A 16,743-nucleotide genomic window follows, 5' to 3' on the forward strand; every position below is an offset into this window, starting at 1 on the left:
CATGACAAAGACACTGACCACGCTGTTGCTGGTGGCGGGCGTCCTCTCGGGTTGCACACTGGCACCCGTTTATGAACGCCCTGCCCCGCCGGTGGCCACCAGCTTCCCGGCCGCGCCGGAAGGCTACGCAGCCGCCGAGGTGAAGACCGGCGAAACCCGCCGGGCGAGCGAGATCGGCTGGCGCGAGTTCTTCCGCGACCCGCGCCTGCAAGCGCTCATCGCCACCTCGCTGGATAACAACCGCGACCTGCGCACTGCCGCGCTGCGCATCGAGGAAGCGCGCGCGCTGTACCAGGTGCAGCGCGCCGACCTGCTGCCCACGGTGAACGCCACCGGCGGTTTCAACCGTTCGCGCACCCCCGCCTTGCAGTCGGCCACCGGCAAGCCGTACGTCTCCGAGTACTTCCAGGCGGGCGCCGGCGTGACTTCGTTCGAGCTGGACTTCTTCGGCCGCGTGCGCAGCCTGTCCAACGCGGCGCTGTCGCAGTACTTCGCCACCGAGGAAGCACGCCGTTCCGCGCAGATCTCGCTGGTCTCCGAAGTTGCCCAGGCCTACCTGTCCGAGCGCTCCTTCGCCGAGCAGTACGAGCTCGCGCAGAACACGCTGAAGACGCGCGAGTACACGCTGAGCCTGGCCAAGCAACGCTTCGATGCGGGCGCCACGTCGGCGCTGGACCTGCGCGACAACGAGTCGCTGGTGGCGCAGGCCCGCGTTTCCGCCGCACAGCTGGCACGCCAGCGCGCGCAGGCGCAGAACGCGCTTGAGGTGCTGGTGGGCAAGCCGCTTGGCACCATCGAGAACCTGCCCGCACCGATGCGCCTGTCGGACGAGCGCATCATCAGCGACATCCCGGCAGGGCTGCCGTCGGACCTGCTCGAGCAGCGTCCCGACATCCGCCAGGCCGAGCAGTTGCTGCTCTCCGCCAACGCCAATATCGGCGCGGCGCGCGCGGCGTTCTTCCCGCGCATTACGCTTACCGCCAATGCTGGCGCGATCAGCCCGACCTTCTCGAGCCTGTTCGACTCCGGCACCGGCGCGTGGTCGTTCGCACCGCAGCTGGTACTGCCGATCTTCGACTACGGCCGGAACCTGTCCAACCTGGACCTGACCAACGTGCGCAAGAACATCCAGATCGCCAACTACGAGAAGACCATCCAGACGGCCTTCGCGGAAGTGGCGGATGCACTGGTGGCGCGCGGCACGCTGGAAGAGCAGGTGACCAGCCAGGAGCAGGTGCGCAACGCCGAGGCGGCGCGCTACGAGTTGTCGACGGTGCGCTTCAGGAATGGCGTGGCCAGTCAGTTGGACCAGCTCGACTCGCAGCGTCAGTTGTTCGCGGCCGACCAGGCTCTGATCCAGGCGCGGCAACTGCGCCTGAACAACGCCATCGACCTGTACCGGTCGCTTGGCGGCGGCCTGAGCGAGACCGGTCCGGTGGCCTCGGCGGACGTCAAGCCGGCAGTGACCACGCAGTAAGGCAGAAGGATTCGTCCTGCCATCCGGTGCGGCCTGCCCGGATGGCCTCGAAGCGAAGCGCCAACAGCGCTTCGCTTTTTTTTTATGGCACGGCTTCGTGCCATGGCGTAGGCGGGAAGTTTTCCGAATCGCAATGCACTGCGTTAGGATGGCGGTGCGCGCCGCGCAGATGTCTCTCCCACCACCCACGCCAATCCCCAAGGTAGCCCGCCATGGAAGTCCGCCCTCTTGGTGCCGATGATGTCGAACTGGTCTGCCGTCATCGCGAGTCCATGTTCCGCGAGGCCGGGCGCAGCGAGGAGGTCCTGCAGGCCATGACGCAGCAGTTCCGGCCGTGGCTGGTGCCACGCCTGCGCGATGGCAGCTACTTCGGCTTCGTGCTGGTGGACCAGGGCCAGCCGGTGGGTGGCATCGGCCTGATGGCGATCGACTGGCCGCCGCATCCGGCCCATCCCACGCAGGACAAGCGTGGCTACGTGCTGAACGTGTATGTGGAGGCAACGCATCGCAAAGAGGGGCTGGGGCGCCGCCTCATGCAGCTGGCGGAGGACGAATTCGCCAGGCGCGACCTCCAGTACGCGATCCTGCACGCTACCGAGATGGGGCGGTCCCTGTATGTCGCGCTGGGCTGGCATGCCACGAGCGAGATGGCGAAAGCCCTGCGCGCGTAGCGCGGCCGTGGATCAGGTCTGCGGCGTGTCCTTGAACACGGCAAGGCGTTCGGCGGCCGCGCCGAATGCCGCCAGCGCGGGATAGGCTGACGCCTCGACGCATGCCGGCAGCATCCGCTGCGTGAAGCTCCATGCCACGGCGGCGGTCACGTCCGCCTGCGTGAGCAAGCGCTCCTCCGCGGGAAGCGCGGCCCCTGCCAGTTCTGCTTCCAGCGCCGCGCAGGCGGCATGCAACTGTCCCTGCACGCGATCGATCCATGGCTCGTGCTGCTTTTCCGCCGGGCGCAGGTTGCGCTCATAGACGATCTGCACCGTCTTCTCGCACGCCGCCAGCGCCAGGCCGATCACGCGCAAGGCGTGCTGGCGCTGGCCGGGCTGCGCGGGCATCAGGCTGCGCGTGGCCAGCGTCTCGGCATAGTCCAGGATCAGGCTGGACTCCATGAGCACCACGCCGTTGTCGCAAACCAGGGTGGGCGCCTTCACCACGGGATTGATCGCGCGATACTGCGCGAACGTGCTGAACACCGAGACTGCCCGATGCTCGAACGGCAGGTCCAGCAGCCGCAGCGAGATGGCCACGCGGCGCACATAGGGTGAGTCGAGCATGCCGATGAGTTGCATATTGCCTCCGGAAGGATATCGGGCTGCGCATTGCGCTGCACTGAGTTCCAGCATAATCGCAGCACGCCATCGCCATGAATGGCAAGGCATCGGAAATCGGCATCGCGCACCGATGATTCATCGGCGCCGCGCAACAGGTGCCATAGGAGAATGGGATGGAGCTGGACAAGAAAGACCGACTGATCCTGGAGGCGCTGCAGGCCGATGCCCGCCAGAGCCTGGCAGCGCTGGGCAAGCGCATTGGCTTGTCGCAGCCCGCCATGAGCGAGCGCGTGCGCAAGCTGGAGGACGCGGGCGTGATCGAGGGCTACGGCGCGCGGGTGAACCTGCGCGCGCTGGGCGTTGGCCTGCAGGCGATCATCCATATCGAGACCACGCACGCCTATATCCAGAAGTATGTGAAGCTGTTCGAGAGCATGCCCGAAGTGCTGAGCGCCGATCGCGTGACCGGGGCGCATTGCTTTATCGTGCGTTGCGCCATCGCCGATCCGGCCGACCTGGAGCACGTGGTCGACACGCTCGCGGCCCACGGCTCGGTGACCACATCGCTGGTGCTCTCAAGCCCCGTGCGCAAGACCGTGACGGTACCGGCCGCGAGAGTTTGAACGCCTTGATCTAGCGCTGGGTTGCCCCCCTCTCCCACACTCGTGGGAGAGGGAGTGACTGCCCTCGTCATGGCAAGCGTCTTGCCCCCTTCAGAACTTATACGTCGCCGCCACAAACATGATCAGCGGGTTCGGGCTGATGGTGGCCTTGGAGGTGGACAACACCGTGCCGTCTGACGCCTTGATGATCATCGATGACGTCGTCTTGAGCGGAATGTAGGTGACCGATGCGGTCAGGCCCCACTGGTCCGTGATCGCAACGGAGCCGCCGATGTTGAACACCGGCGCGAACGAGTTCGACGCCTTGGCCTCCACCGATGTCGGCCCCGGCTTGCCGGCGCCGGCGGCCAGCGTGGCGCCCAGGTTGTTGTTGACCGAGGCGGCGAAGGCCGGGTTGAGCTCGATGTTGGTAAAGAAGTTGTACGACACACCGATGCCCAGGAAAGGGCGCACGCGCGCGGTAGGCTCCAAGAAGTGGTACTGCACCATCGTCGCCGGGCTCCACTGGCGCGCGCTGGTGATGATCGGGTTCAGGCCCGGGTCGCCCAGCGGCTGCTGCCCCAGCGCGCCCGCCGGGCCCGGCGGGATCAGGTTGCCGTGGCCGTAGAGCTTGAACTTGGGCGGAATGCCGCCCACCGCCGTGAGCGCGATGTGGTCCGTGAAGAAGTGGCTGAAGGTCAGCCCCAGCGTGTCCGCGTTGGATGTGCTGATGCTGCTGCCCGGCGCCGTGAATGACGACGGCAAGCCTAGCGGGCCGTTGATGGGCGCATCGATCACGCTGGTGGTGAACGGGCTGCTGTTGCCGCTGGTGTTGATGTGGAACCAGCCGGCAGCGACGACGTTGTCGCCGGCTTTCTGTGCATGGGCGCTGGGCATGCCGCCCAGCCAGGCGAGCGCGGCGATCAGCAATGGCGCTGCCAAACGAAAGGCATTCTTCGTCATCTTGTCTTCCTGGAATAAGTGGGATTGCATGGCCGTCATTGCACGAAGGCGCCGATGGTGAAGTACGGACTGCCGCTGCGCGACTCGAGGAAGCCGAACACGCCGCCGGTGAAGATGAACTTGCCGGTGGGGCTGGCCGCCGCGCCATCCTTGCGCGTGGTGGTGACCACGCCGGGCAATTGCTGCGAGAAGTCCAGCTTGAGCGCCGTGGCGAGCGAGGCATCCGACGGGTGGAACGGGTCGAGCATGGCCGCGTCCGCCGCCACCAGCGCGGTGGTGCGGTAGGCGAAGTTGCTGTCCACGCCGACGTACTCGCCGTTGACCGTGCCCTGCGTCACGGCGACGGCCGGCGCCATCATGCCGATGCCGATCTCATCGTCGGCGCCCAGTGCCATGCCGTTGGTGAGCGAGCCGTTGGCGTAGCCCACGCGGATCATCACCGGGACCAGCTGGCCGCGCAGCTTGCCCACGATCAGGTAGGCGCGGCCCAGCGTGGCGCCGAGCGTGGGCGGATCGATCTCACCCTTGTAGTTGGCCGACATCAGGCTGCCGTTGGCCTGGGGCACGAAGTTCTTGCCCTTTTGCGAGCAGGTGCCGCCCGTCTTGTTGTCGCACACCTGGAACGAGCCGTCGGCCGCCAGCGCCATGCGGTAGTCCTGCGCCACCGTCTGGAAGTTCTTCGACGGCACCTCGTGAAAGCCGTAGCCGTTGTACTGGCCCGCGATCTTGGTGAGGTCGGTTTCGGTCTGCGCGAAGCCGATGAACTGGAAATACGGGAAGGTGGTATCCGGCACCGCGCCCGCACCCAGGACGCCATTGAACTGGATGCGCGCACCCGGAATGGTGCCGCCCGCCACGCCCTCGCCAACGAACAGCCGCGCGGGGCGATTCGGGTCCAGGCTCGCGCCGTTGAGCTGGAACGCGCACTGGTTGAGCTTGTCGGTGGGCAGGCCTGTTTCCTGCGACAGCGTGCCCGTCATCACGTTCTGGCCGCCGGTGGTGTCGCTGCGGGTCGGCAGGACCGTGCCCGTGGTGCGCGGCACGGAGGAGTCGAGGAAGGTCACTTGCCAGGTCTTCTTGCTGGTGTCGATCTGCACCTTGACCAGTTCCCCCGAGCCGGTGCCACCGGTGAAGGTGGTGGTGTAGTCCAGCGCCGCGGGACACAGCCGCACCGGTGTGGCCGGGGCGGAGCTGGTGGCAGCGGCGGTGCTGCCACCGCTGCTGCCGCTATCGCCGCCGCCGCCGCCGCCGCAGGCGGCCAGCATCGTGGCACCCAGCAGCGCCACGGCGTAGCGCAGGAGCCGCTGCCCATGATGACGCCTCCACGGCGTATGCTGCCGATCCTGTCCGTGCTGCCAAGGATGCTGATGCATGATGCTTGTCTCCTGAAGCGCTGTGTCGCGCGTGGTGCCGTTTTGTTTTGTCTTGCGTGCCGCAATGCACGGCAACGCATCGTTCTTTTCCGTGCAGCGACTCTCGCTGCCGGGGCAAGCGAGCGTCAATAGAGTGCGCGTTCCAAACATGGCGCGCCGTGCCCTTGCCACCGCTGCGCAAGCGCTCGTGCCGTTTGTTCAAACCGCTGCGCGCGTGCTTGCGCAAGCGGATTCAAACGCGCGCGGCGCTGCCTGGCGGGCACGGTGATACCGCATCAGAACTTGTAGTCGCTGTTTTTCGCGTCGAAGGCGCTCGCGTCAAAGGTCTTGCGCACCGCCTTCTCGAAGACAATCTTCTCGACCATGTTGCCCTCGGCATCCCAGGCGGTTTCCACGCGTGGCCAGGGGTTCTTCAGGTCCAGCATCAGCTGCACCCGCTTGGCGTAATAGCGTGGCGCGCCGGCTGGCAGGTCCCAGGTGAGCGCGACCATGCGCATGCCCTGCTCCTGCACGATGTCCGCGCGTGTGAACTTCTCCGAGAGCCCGGCCGCGCGCAGCGACCTGGCATCGCGCTCGAGCATCGACACCACGTACTGGAAGCCCAGGTCGCGCACCGTATGGTTGGACTGCGCGCGCGCGATGGTGCCATCGAGCGCGATCCACATCGAGGTGAACCCCAGCATGCCGCCGAGGTGGCCGTACATCTCATCCTTGCGCTGCGTCTCGTCGTAGATGATTTCCTGGCCGGCCTGGCTGCCGCCCGGCAGCCACTTCGCATAGAGCTGGCGCGGCGCGTGGCGGTAGCGGATCATCATGCGCGCGGGCTGCTCTTGCCACTGGCCGTTGAGGCGCTCCTGGCGCGTCATCCAGTACTCGTACTCGGGGTAGCGGTTCATCTCGGTCTTGGCCCACAGCAGCGCGGCCTCGGGCTGCAGCGCGTTGATGGCCGCAAGCAGTTGCTCGTCGGGCAGCTTCGCCAGTTCTCCGCTGGCGATCTGCTTGGACAGTAGCGCGGCCTGCTGCTGCGCCGTGAGCCCGTCGTAGGCGGTGCCGGAGCCGGCGGGGGCCTGCGGCTGCGTTTGTGCGAGTGCCGGCAACGCGAGCGCGAAGAGGAAGGCGAAGGCGGCCGCGAGGTGGCGCAGCAAGGGCAATGGCATTCTCGATGCGGATACGGATACGAATACGGATGCGCCAAGCGCGTGGGAATACAAGGCTTTCACGATGCGGATCTCCAGTTGTGGCGTCGGCCCGCGCGCAAAACGCGCGGAAAACGCGGGCGACAGCGGTCCACCGCGTGCGCGGGGCGCACGCGTGGTGTCATTGAGAACGGAATGCCTGAGTGCGGATCGCTGCGGCTATGCCGGGCTAAGGACGGCCGGATGCCTGGCGCAAGCGGGGCTCTCGCAACTCGGGTTCCTGGAGGCGGCCAGGCTCGCGCCGGCTGTTGACCGGCGCCAGCGCGCCGCTAGGTTCTGGAGCGGGTACGCATCCAGTCGTCGAGCGGATTGCTCGGGAAGACGATGGGGTGCTCGCGCGCGCCGCGCACCGCCATGCTGGTGACGGCGGCGCGTGTCGCGCCCTCGTTGCGTGCCGCGCGGCGTGTCTTGCGCACGGCAGCGGAAAGGGTGTCGGCGCGTTGCGCCTGTTCTGCCACCAGGGCATGGAGCGCGGCTTGCTCGGCATGCTTCGCAGCATGCTGGGTCGCGCCGATCTGGAATACATCCTGCAGCGCGCACAGTTGCTGGCTGGCGGGCACGGGTGCCTTGAGCGCAGCCACCACCATCGCGCTCAACTGCGCGAGCACGTGCGCGTCGCTCAGGTCCTTGCCTTGCGTGAAGGCCGGCAGCAGGTTGCCAAGCTCCTCGCCGGCCAGCACACCGGCCAGCGCCTTGAGCGCAAAGTTCAGGCGCCAGCCCAGTTCTTGCGGCGGGATCTCGGGCAGCGCGCGGGCGAAGGCATCGGAGAAGCGGCCGAACACCGGCGCGTAATGGCCGAGCAGATAAGACTGGATGAATGGCGAGGTATCGGAATACACGCGCCCGAGCAGCCGCAGGAACGACGGGCCGCCCACTTCGGGCTCGCGCGCCATTTGCAGCGCGGGCACGAAGAGCGCACCCATCACGTGTTCGCAGCGGATCTGCGCGCCCGGCCAGCGCGCCTCGCAGGCATCGAGCAGCGCCAGGCGGCGCGTGTTGAGCGGATCGAGCCGGCGGCCCAGGACCGCCTGCATCATGATGTCTTTACTGCGGAAGTGGTAATTGACCGCGGCCAGGTTGACGATCGCGCGCGATGTCACTTGCCGTAGCGAGGTGCCTTCGTAGCCAACCTCGATGAACAAGCGCTCGGTGGCGTCGAGAATGCGGGCCTTGGTGTCTCCTGCCGTGCCTTTTCCGGTCTTCATAGGGGGGCGTCTCTCTTATGGTCATGCCGTACAACCCCAGCAAAACTCCACACACTGCAGCAGCTCCCTGCTCTGACGGCAAACGGATGCTTGAAACAGTTGTACGGAGCCTAGCTAGCGCTGCGCGCGTTTCACAAGTGCAATTTTGGAGCGTTGCCTCTAACTGGATTGGATTGTGCCTGCATGCCACGCGCGCCATGCCGGATTTTGCTTCCCTGCTAAAGGGGGGCGAGCGGCGCTCATCGGGCCAGCTGCCCAGCCAGCGCCTGGGCGTTCTGCGCGCTGAGTGCAAAAACAGACAGTTGCGGGTTCGCCCCGATGCTGGTCGGAAACACCGAGCCGTCCAGCACCGACAGGTTGGCCAGCTGGTGATGGCGGCCATGGCTGTCGACCACTCCACCCTGCGGCTGGTCGCTCATGGCGCAGCCGCCCATCAGGTGGGCGGTAAACAGCGCGGCGCGGAACTTGGCCAGCGGCAGCGTGGCGATGCCCTGCCTGGCTTGCGCCCAGCTGTCGTAGTACGGCGCGTCCAGGTGGGCTGGGCGCACCCGCAGCGCGCCCGCGGCGAACTGTGCCTCGGCCATGCTCAGCCAGGCGCGCCGCATGCCGTCCCAGACATAGTCGCTGATGTCGTAGTCGATCACCGGGCTGCCATCGTCGGCAATGCGCACACGGCCGCCTTCGCTCTGCGCCACAAAGCCATCGCGCAGCAGCGCCAGCATCGCGTTGGTATGCGGCAGCGCAGCCATGTCGGCGCGCAGCGCCTCGCCCACCTGGTTGAACACGCCCGCGCTGATGCCAGGGAACAAGGGCGGCACTTCCAGCTTGTAGCCCATCGGGCCGGTGGCGCCATCCTTCCACTGGAAGTGATCGGAGGCGATCGATTGCGGCGCGCCGTAGTACGGGTCGACCTGTTCGGGCATCACCGCCACGCTCAGGTTGACCGGATGGATGAAGGTGCGCACGCCGAGCCGCTGATACGGGTCCGGCACGCGCGAGCGCAGCAACAGCGCCGGTGTGTTGATGGCGCCGCCGGCCGCCACGTAGTGCCGTGCGCGCACGGTCACCGCGATGCCCGAAGGCGTGCGGCCATCGGCGCCGAGCGCTTCGCCGGCAAGCGTGGTGACCGCCTTGCCGTCATGCTCCAGCGCGCGCACCCGCACGCGGTGGACCAGCGTGGCGCCCCTGGCCAGCGCGGCGGGAATGGTCGATACCAGCATCGATTGCTTGGCGTTGACCGGGCAGCCCAGCCCGCAATAGCCGGAGTTCCAGCAGCCCTTCACATTGCGCGGGATCACGTGCGACTCCCAGCCCAGCTTGTCGCAGCCGCGCTTGAGCACATCGTTGTTGTTGTTCGGCGGCATGCCCCACGGCGCCACCGACAGCCGTGCCTCCATGCGCTCGAACCACGGTGCCATGTCCGCGGGGCTGTGGCCGCTTACCGCGTGGTGCGCGGCCCAGTGCGCCAGCGTTTCCTTTGGCGTGCGAAAGCTCGACGACCAGTTCACCGTCGTGCTGCCGCCCACCGAGCGTCCTTGCAGGATAGCGATGGCGCCATCGGACGTGGCACGCGCCGCGCCCTCCTGGTACAGCTCGCGATAGGCGCGGCCCTCATCCATGTCCTTGAAGCTGTCGGAGGTGCGCAGCGCGCCCTCCTCCACCAGCACCACGCGCAGACCGGCTTCGCTGAGGATCTCGGCGGCCACGCCGCCGCCGGCGCCGCTGCCGACAATGACAACGTCGGCGTCGAGCGAAATCGGCGCGGTCAGCGCAGCGCCGTCCACCACGTTCCAGCCGGCTGCGATGCCGGCGCTATAGATATCGGGAATGGCCATGAGGGACTCGTGTATGGGATTTCAGGCGTGCAGCGCACGAAAGACCGCGGGATTGGGGCCGGGGTATCCGCTGCCCGCCCACGCCGCCGGCAGCAGGTAGTAGCCCACGCTGCTGAGCTTGACCAGCACCACGGCGCCGGCATTCAAGGTGGCGAAGCGGCTGGCACGCCAGCGCGCAAGAAACTGGCGTGCCTGCTGCGTATCGGTCTGCTTCCAGTCCTGGCCCACGCCGGCGAGCACCCAGCGCAACGGCCCGATGGCGAGCAGGTCGAGCAGCTTGCGCAGTTCCGCGCGTGCGTTGGCATCCATGGCGGCGCATGTGGCGTCGACATTGCGCACGGCCTGGCCGAGCTGCAGTTCGCGCGGGCCGCGCTCGCGCTCGGCGAGCTCCGCCACCACGGCGGGCAGCAAGGCGGTGAACAACGCCACGTCGCCTTCGCGCAGGAACTGCATGCCGGCGGCGGGTTGCTTGTGCGCGGGCGCGCAGCCGGACAATGCCGGGACCAGGCCGGCGCACGCGAGCGCGGCGGACAAGCCAAAGCCAATCTTGAGAAAGCCGCGCCGCGACAGCGCGCGCGGCTCGGTGGCTGGGGTGTGCATGGTATGTCTCCTTTTTTTGCGCTGATCCGTCTGCTTGCGGGTGGCTTGCGGGTGCATGGTGCGGGCATTGCACGGGCCTTGCGGTGGGCGTTGCCGATACCCCGCATTGACGCTCGCCGCAGTTTGGATAAAGATCGGGCCCCGGTCTTGATCCCGCATGACAGGTGATTTGATGCCACGCGCCAACGCGGCGCTCCCCGCCGCCGCTATCACCGACACCGCCAGCGCGGCTTACGTTGCCCGGACGCCCGGCACCGTGTCGCTGCCCTACCTGCGCACCGTGCTCGACTATGGCGAGGCCGCCGGCATCGCGCCGGCCGACCAGCTCGTGATGGCAGGGCTTGATCCCGCCCTGCTCGACAGCGCGGCCGGCCCCGCCACGCGCATCGGCGTTGCGCACTACCTTGCGCTGCTCGATGCGCTGGAGCGCGCTGCCGGCGATCCGCTGGCGGGCCTGCACGCGGGCGCGGCGTTCCGGCCGCGCCACTATGCCGAGATGGGCTATGTGGTGCTGACCACGCCCACGGTGCGCGAGGCCATCCTGCAGGGCATCCGCTACGAGGTGCTGGCCAACGATATCGGCCGCACCCGCCTGCATGAAACGGCGCAGGGCGCGTGGATGACGTGGGAGGCGCAGCACGGCCCGCTGTCGCGCCACGCGCACGAGCTGCACATGGCCACGTGGATCTGCTTTTCCCGCTGGCTGCTGGGCGACGGCTTCTTTGCCGAGCGCATCGAGTTCCCCCACGCGCCGCCACCCGGTGGCCACGCCGACGATTACGGCCGGGTATTTGGCTGCCCGGTGGTCTTCAACGCCGGGCGCCACGCCATGCACATCGATCCCGCGTTGCTGGCGCGCCCTTCGATGCAGGCCGATGCGCAAATGCAGACACAGATGACGCGCATCGCCCAGGTCCAGCTGCGCGCGCTGGAGGCGGACGGCACCGGCGAGATCGCGCAGGCGCGTGCCTTTATCAGCGCAGCGCTGCATCGGGGCGAGGTGCCGATCGCGGCGGTGGCGGCGCACCTGCGCTTGCCGGTGCGCACGCTGCAGCGGCGGCTGCAGGCGCAGGGGCTGAGCTACTCCGCGCTGGTCGACGGGGTGCGCCGCGCCCAGGCCGAGCACTACCTCGCCGACCCCGCCATCAGCCTCGCCCAGCTGGCCATGCTGCTCGGCTTTTCGGAGCAAAGCGCGTTCAGCCATGCGTTCAAACGCTGGACGCAGGAAACCCCGAACGCCTGGCGCAAGCGGTTGCTGGGCCGCGCGCCGGGATAGCCACCGTCGCCTGTCGGCAATATCTGGCAGATAGGAGGCGGTTTCAAACGCAGCGGCGGGTACGCCCTCCGGTGCGGAAAAGCGCGCTTTTTACCTGTTTCATGCGCTCAAATCACTAATAAAATCCGCTAAAAATTAGAATGGCGATTCAAATCTCCGGGTTGACCCCGGGCGTTGGCGTGCCTACGATGACATCCATCAATGTCACAATCAATGATGTTGCGACGCAATACGGCATGCCGCCGTGCACGCAAGCGACACGAGAGACGCCTTATGAATGCGCCAGCAGACCTGCCCCCGGAGTTATCCACAGCCCAGCCGTCACCGCAGGGGCCCGGCCCTGCCGAGCACATCGATATCGCCATCATCGGTACCGGGTTCGCCGGGCTGGGCATGGCGATCCGCCTCAAGCAGGCAGGCCTGCATGACTTCGCGCTGTTCGAGAAGGCCGGCTCGGTGGGGGGCACGTGGCGCGACAACCACTATCCTGGCTGCGCCTGCGATGTGCAGTCGCACCTGTACTCGTTCTCCTTCGCGCCCAACCCCGACTGGTCGCGCATGTTTTCGCCGCAGCCGGAGATCCGTGCTTACCTGGAGCGCTGCACCGACCAGTTCCGCCTGCGCCCCCACCTGCGCCTGAACCACGAACTGCGCCGCGCCGCGTGGGACGACGCCAGCGGCACGTGGCAGCTCGACATGGCCGATGGCAAGCGCGTGCGCGCTCGCGTGCTGGTGTCGGGCATGGGCGGCCTGAGCCGGCCGGCGTATCCCGATATCCCGGGCCTGGCGCGTTTTCGCGGCGAGGCGTTTCACTCGCAGCACTGGAACCATGACTACGCGCTGGCGGGCAAGCGCGTGGCGGTGATCGGCACTGGCGCCAGCGCCATCCAGTTCGTGCCGCAGATCGCTGCGCAAGTGGCCCACCTGGACCTGTTCCAGCGCACGCCGCCGTGGATCATGCCCAAGCCCGATCGCAAGGTGTCCACCGCCGAGCGCTGGCTGTTCCGCCGCCTGCCGCTCACGCAAAAGCTCATGCGCACCGGCATCTACTGGGCGCTGGAGTCGCGCGTGCTTGGCTTCGTGGTGCATCCCAAGCTGATGACGGTGGTGGCGCGCATCGCGCGCCGCCATATCAAGCGGCAGATCGCCGATCCCGTGCTGCGCGCCACCGTCACGCCGGACTACACCATCGGCTGCAAGCGCGTGCTGATCTCCAACGACTACTACCCCGCGCTGGCGCGCGCCAATGTGGATGTGGTGGCGCAAGGCATCGACCACGTGGAGGAAGACGCCATCGTGATGCGCGACGGCACCCGCCGCCAGGCGGACTGCATCATCTTTGGCACCGGCTTTCACGCCACCGACCCGATTCCGCGCGGCGCCATCCTCGGCCAGCGCGGCGCCGACCTGCTCGACGCCTGGCGCGATGGCGCCGAGGCGTACCTGGGCACCACCGTGGCCGGCTTCCCCAACCTGTTCCTGGTGGTGGGGCCCAACACCGGCCTGGGGCATAGCTCGATGGTGTTCATGATCGAGTCGCAGGTGAACTACATCCTCGGCGCGCTCAAGGCCATGGGCCAGCAGCGTGTGCAGGCCATCGACGTGCGCCCGCCCGCGCAGCGCGACTACAACGCCGGGCTGCAGCGCAAGCTGGCGGGCGCGGTGTGGTCGGAGGGCGGCTGCGTGAGCTGGTACCTCGACCCCAAGACCGGCAAGAACACCACGCTGTGGCCCGGGTTCACCTGGCAGTTCCGCCGCGCCACCGCACGCTTTCGCATGGCTGACTACGAGATCCGTCCGCTGATGCACCACGCGCCCGCAGCCAACGCAGCCAACGCAGCCAACGCAGCCAACGCAGCCAACCGGGCCATCGAGGCGTGAGCGCGTCGCGTGCCCGGCCACGAGCCAGACCAGAAGCACACCGAGGAGACACCGCATGAAGGATTTCAAGAACAAGGTGGCCGCCATTACCGGCGCAGGCTCCGGCATGGGCCGCTCGCTGGCGCTCGCGCTGGCGCGCGAAGGCTGCCAGCTGGCGCTGTCGGACCGCAATGAAAAAGGCCTCGCGCAGACGGTGGCCGAGGTCATGCGCGCAGCGCCAGGCCTGGTGTTCACGCAGCACTGCGTGGATGTATCGGACCGCGCCGCGATGTACGCCTGGGCCGAACAGGCCGCGCGCACGCACGGGCGCATCAACCTGATTTTCAACAACGCCGGCGTGGCGCTGTCGAGCACCATCGAGGGCATGAGCTACGATGACCTCGAATGGATCATGGGCATCAACTTCTGGGGCGTGGTGCATGGCACCAAGGCGTTCCTGCCCTACCTGAAGGCCAGCGGCGAAGGCCACGTGATCAATACGTCGAGCATCTTCGGCATCTTCGCGCAGCCCGGCATGAGCGGCTACAACGCGAGCAAGTATGCGGTGCGCGGCTTTACGGAATCGCTGCGCCAGGAGCTCGACATGCAGGCCTGCGGCGTGTCCGCGACCTGCGTGCACCCGGGCGGCATCAAGACCAATATTGCGCAGGCCAGCCGCATCTCCGCGAACGTCACCGGCTTCCTCGTGCACGATGAGCAGCAGGGCCGCGATGAGTTCGAGAAGTATTTCATCACCACGGCGGACAAGGCCGCGCGCGTGATCCTCAACGGTGTGCGCCACAACCGCCGCCGCGTGCTGATCGGACCGGATGCGGTTGCCGCCGACATGATGGCGCGGCTGCTGCCCGCGGCCTACCAGAAGCTGGTGGTGTTCGACGCGCGGCGCAAAGGCCCGCTCGGCAAGCCCGCCGCGGGCGTGCCCGGCACGGTGCCGGCCAAGGCCGGCGGCAATGGCGGAGACGCGCAATGAACCGCGTCGCCATGCCGGCGGACAGCCGCCTCTCGCAGCCACCCGGCGCGCTCACGCGCTGGTTCGGCCAGGGCCGCGTCGGGCTGTTCAGCCTCTCGCGTGAAACGCTCGCCAGACGCTACGCGCTGCCCGCCTCGCGCTGGGTGCAGGTCATGGGCACGCTCGTGCATTACACCGATGAAGGCGTGCCCGGCGGCGAGCCGCTGCTGCTGATCCATGGCTTCGGCGCTTCGCTGCACACCTGGCAAGGCGTGCTGCCGGCACTCGCGCAACGCTATCGCGTGCTGCGCGTGGACCTGCCGCCCTTTGGCCTGACCGGGCCGTTGCGCGATGCGCGCGGGCGCATTCTCACCATGGATGTGGACACGTACCGCCGCTTCATCGACGCCTTCTGCGACGCCATCCACCTGCAGCGCGCCAGCGTCATCGGCAACTCGCTGGGCGGCCTGATCGCATGGGACATGGCCGCGCGCCATCCAGGGCGCGTCGACAAGATGGTGCTGATCGATGCCGCCGGTTTCCCGATGAAGTTGCCGCTCTATATTGCGCTGTTCAACCACGCGCCGGTGCGCTGGTCGGCGCCGTGGCTGCTGCCGGAGTGCGTGATCCGCGCCGCCACGCGCGACGTCTACGGCGATGCCTCGCGGGTGGACGAAGGCACCTTCCGCCGCTATGTCGATTTCTTCTACGCCGAGGGCAGCCGCGAAGCGGTGGGCCGCATGGTGCCCAAGCTGGATTTCGACGCGCTCGACACGCAAGCGCTCAACGCCATCCGCTCGCCCACGCTGGTGCTGTGGGGCGAGCGTGACCGCTGGATCCCGCCGGCGCATGCGCAAGCCTTTGCCGGGCGCATCCCGGGGGCGCGGCTGCAGCGCTACGCCGGCCTGGGCCATATCCCCATGGAAGAGGATCCGCAGCGCGTGGCGGCGGACCTGCTGCCTTTTCTCGACGGGCGCTGAGGCCACCGCCGACATACGCAACGCACCCGACGCACCCGACGCATTCCACGAATCGACAGGAGTACTCATCATGATGCCAGTCCGACGCGATGTGCATCCCCACTTGCCCGCCAGCCGCATCGGCGACTGGCACGTGCGGGGCCGCCATGTCACCCACTTCGTCAACGCGCTCTCGATCTTCTTTCCGGCGGGCGAACGCTTCTTCATGGACAGCGTGCGCGCCTATCGCGACGATGTGACCGACCCCGAGCTCAAGCGTGCCATCGCGGGTTTTATCGGCCAGGAGGCCATGCACACGCGCGAGCACATTCTCTACAACCGGCTGATGACGGATGCGGGCCTGCCCGCCGAGCCGCTCGACCGGTTCGTTGGCAAACTGCTCAACGTGCTGCGCAAGATACTGCCCAAGTCATGGCAGCTCGCGCACACCATCGCGCTCGAGCACTACACCGCCATGCTTGCCGGCGGGCTGCTGGCGGACCCGGACCAGATGGGCGGCTCCGAGCCCGGCTACCACCAGGTGTGGATCTGGCACGCGCTGGAAGAGACCGAGCACAAGGCAGTGGCCTACGACGTGTGGAATGCCGTGATGAAGCCGGGGCTATCTCGCTATCTGCTGCGCACCTTCACCATGCTCACCACCACGGTGACGTTCTGGGCGATGGTGTTCGTGTTCCACATCCGGCTGGTGATGGCGGATCGCGAGTGCCGCAACAAGCTCGGCGGCTTTGGCGGCGTGATGCGTTTCCTGTGGGGCAAGCCCGGCGTGCTGCGCAAGATGATTCCGGAGTGGTTCGATTATTTCCGGCCGGGCTTCCACCCGTGGGATCATGACAACCGTGCGCAGCTGGCGCGCATCGAGCCGCTGATCGCGGAGATCGAGGCCAACTCCGCGCGGGCCGGCGTATCCAGCCGGGCGCCTTCGGTGAGGGCCGCGGCATGAAGGTCTGGCAGTGTGAAATCTGCGGGCTGGTCTACGACGAAGCCGCTGGCATGCCGGAGCATGGCATCGCGCCCGGCACGGCATGGAGTGCCGTGACGGAAGACTGGAGCTGCCCCGATTGCGGCATGCGCAAGGGCGATTTCCAGATGGTGGCGCTTTAGCTAGCGGGCTAGAGCGGGCACGTCCCTG

The 16,743-nt window shown here is 67.4% G+C and carries 16 protein-coding genes; 9 read left to right on the plus strand and 7 right to left on the minus strand.

What is annotated here, in order from left to right; translation table 11 throughout:
• The first annotated feature begins 1 nt into the window (after window position 1).
• Together F7R26_RS20765 and F7R26_RS20770 are read left to right on the plus strand one after the other, a co-directional pair.
• Window positions 2–1,477, plus strand: a complete 1,476-nt coding sequence (locus F7R26_RS20765) for an efflux transporter outer membrane subunit (protein ID WP_150986407.1) — start codon at window positions 2–4, stop codon at window positions 1,475–1,477.
• Window positions 1,478–1,689: 212 nt separating this feature from the next.
• Window positions 1,690–2,148 carry a GNAT family N-acetyltransferase gene (locus F7R26_RS20770; protein ID WP_150986408.1) on the plus strand — a complete coding sequence of 153 codons (459 nt, stop codon included), beginning with the start codon at window positions 1,690–1,692 and terminating at the stop codon, window positions 2,146–2,148.
• A 12-nt stretch (window positions 2,149–2,160) separates the two neighbouring features.
• On the opposite strand, the gene F7R26_RS20775 is transcribed toward F7R26_RS20770, so the two are convergent.
• Window positions 2,161–2,769, minus strand: coding sequence for a glutathione S-transferase family protein (locus tag F7R26_RS20775; protein WP_150986409.1), 609 nt, complete (start codon window positions 2,767–2,769; stop codon window positions 2,161–2,163).
• Window positions 2,770–2,924: 155 nt separating this feature from the next.
• Here F7R26_RS20775 and F7R26_RS20780 point away from each other — a divergent pair, with 155 nt between their 5' ends.
• Window positions 2,925–3,374 carry an Lrp/AsnC family transcriptional regulator gene (locus tag F7R26_RS20780; RefSeq protein ID WP_150986410.1) on the plus strand — a complete coding sequence of 150 codons (450 nt, stop codon included), beginning with the start codon at window positions 2,925–2,927 and terminating at the stop codon, window positions 3,372–3,374.
• Between the two features lie 90 nt (window positions 3,375–3,464).
• On the opposite strand, the gene F7R26_RS20785 is transcribed toward F7R26_RS20780, so the two are convergent.
• The 6 genes from F7R26_RS20785 to F7R26_RS20810 form a co-directional block, all read right to left on the minus strand.
• A complete protein-coding gene (locus tag F7R26_RS20785; RefSeq protein WP_150986411.1) occupies window positions 3,465–4,316 on the minus strand; it encodes an OmpW/AlkL family protein in 852 nt (283 codons plus the stop codon).
• A 35-nt stretch (window positions 4,317–4,351) separates the two neighbouring features.
• Window positions 4,352–5,581 carry a DUF2957 domain-containing protein gene (locus F7R26_RS20790; RefSeq protein ID WP_241754555.1) on the minus strand — a complete coding sequence of 410 codons (1,230 nt, stop codon included), beginning with the start codon at window positions 5,579–5,581 and terminating at the stop codon, window positions 4,352–4,354.
• Between the two features lie 383 nt (window positions 5,582–5,964).
• On the minus strand, window positions 5,965–6,846 hold the full coding sequence (locus tag F7R26_RS20795; RefSeq protein WP_241754556.1) for a DUF1571 domain-containing protein: 882 nt from the start codon (window positions 6,844–6,846) through the stop codon (window positions 5,965–5,967).
• 308 nt (window positions 6,847–7,154) lie between these two features.
• Entirely contained in the window at window positions 7,155–8,090 is a 936-nt protein-coding gene (locus F7R26_RS20800; RefSeq protein ID WP_150986412.1) for a TetR/AcrR family transcriptional regulator, read from the minus strand.
• 239 nt (window positions 8,091–8,329) lie between these two features.
• Window positions 8,330–9,925 carry a GMC family oxidoreductase gene (locus F7R26_RS20805; protein WP_150986413.1) on the minus strand — a complete coding sequence of 532 codons (1,596 nt, stop codon included), beginning with the start codon at window positions 9,923–9,925 and terminating at the stop codon, window positions 8,330–8,332.
• 21 nt (window positions 9,926–9,946) lie between these two features.
• Window positions 9,947–10,525: a hypothetical protein gene (locus F7R26_RS20810; RefSeq protein ID WP_150986414.1), complete on the minus strand. Its 579-nt coding sequence runs from the start codon at window positions 10,523–10,525 to the stop codon at window positions 9,947–9,949.
• A 172-nt stretch (window positions 10,526–10,697) separates the two neighbouring features.
• Between F7R26_RS20810 and F7R26_RS20815 the strand changes: the two genes are divergently transcribed.
• The 6 genes from F7R26_RS20815 to F7R26_RS20840 all read left to right on the plus strand — a co-directional run bounded on the left by F7R26_RS20815 (window position 10,698) and on the right by F7R26_RS20840 (window position 16,715).
• Window positions 10,698–11,801 carry an AraC family transcriptional regulator gene (locus tag F7R26_RS20815; RefSeq protein ID WP_150986415.1) on the plus strand — a complete coding sequence of 368 codons (1,104 nt, stop codon included), beginning with the start codon at window positions 10,698–10,700 and terminating at the stop codon, window positions 11,799–11,801.
• Between the two features lie 273 nt (window positions 11,802–12,074).
• A complete protein-coding gene (locus F7R26_RS20820; protein WP_150986416.1) occupies window positions 12,075–13,682 on the plus strand; it encodes a flavin-containing monooxygenase in 1,608 nt (535 codons plus the stop codon).
• 55 nt (window positions 13,683–13,737) lie between these two features.
• Window positions 13,738–14,652, plus strand: coding sequence for an SDR family NAD(P)-dependent oxidoreductase (locus F7R26_RS20825; protein ID WP_150986417.1), 915 nt, complete (start codon window positions 13,738–13,740; stop codon window positions 14,650–14,652).
• Window positions 14,649–15,611 carry an alpha/beta fold hydrolase gene (locus F7R26_RS20830; protein WP_150986418.1) on the plus strand — a complete coding sequence of 321 codons (963 nt, stop codon included), beginning with the start codon at window positions 14,649–14,651 and terminating at the stop codon, window positions 15,609–15,611. The genes F7R26_RS20825 and F7R26_RS20830 overlap by 4 nt, the downstream gene beginning before the upstream one ends.
• A gap of 70 nt (window positions 15,612–15,681) precedes the next feature.
• Window positions 15,682–16,554, plus strand: coding sequence for a metal-dependent hydrolase (locus tag F7R26_RS20835; RefSeq protein WP_150986419.1), 873 nt, complete (start codon window positions 15,682–15,684; stop codon window positions 16,552–16,554).
• Window positions 16,551–16,715 carry a rubredoxin gene (locus F7R26_RS20840; protein ID WP_150986420.1) on the plus strand — a complete coding sequence of 55 codons (165 nt, stop codon included), beginning with the start codon at window positions 16,551–16,553 and terminating at the stop codon, window positions 16,713–16,715. The genes F7R26_RS20835 and F7R26_RS20840 overlap by 4 nt, the downstream gene beginning before the upstream one ends.
• The last annotated feature ends 28 nt before the right edge of the window (window positions 16,716–16,743 follow it).

Origin of the sequence: Cupriavidus basilensis (assembly GCF_008801925.2) — a bacterium.
Taxonomy (GTDB): domain Bacteria; phylum Pseudomonadota; class Gammaproteobacteria; order Burkholderiales; family Burkholderiaceae; genus Cupriavidus; species Cupriavidus basilensis.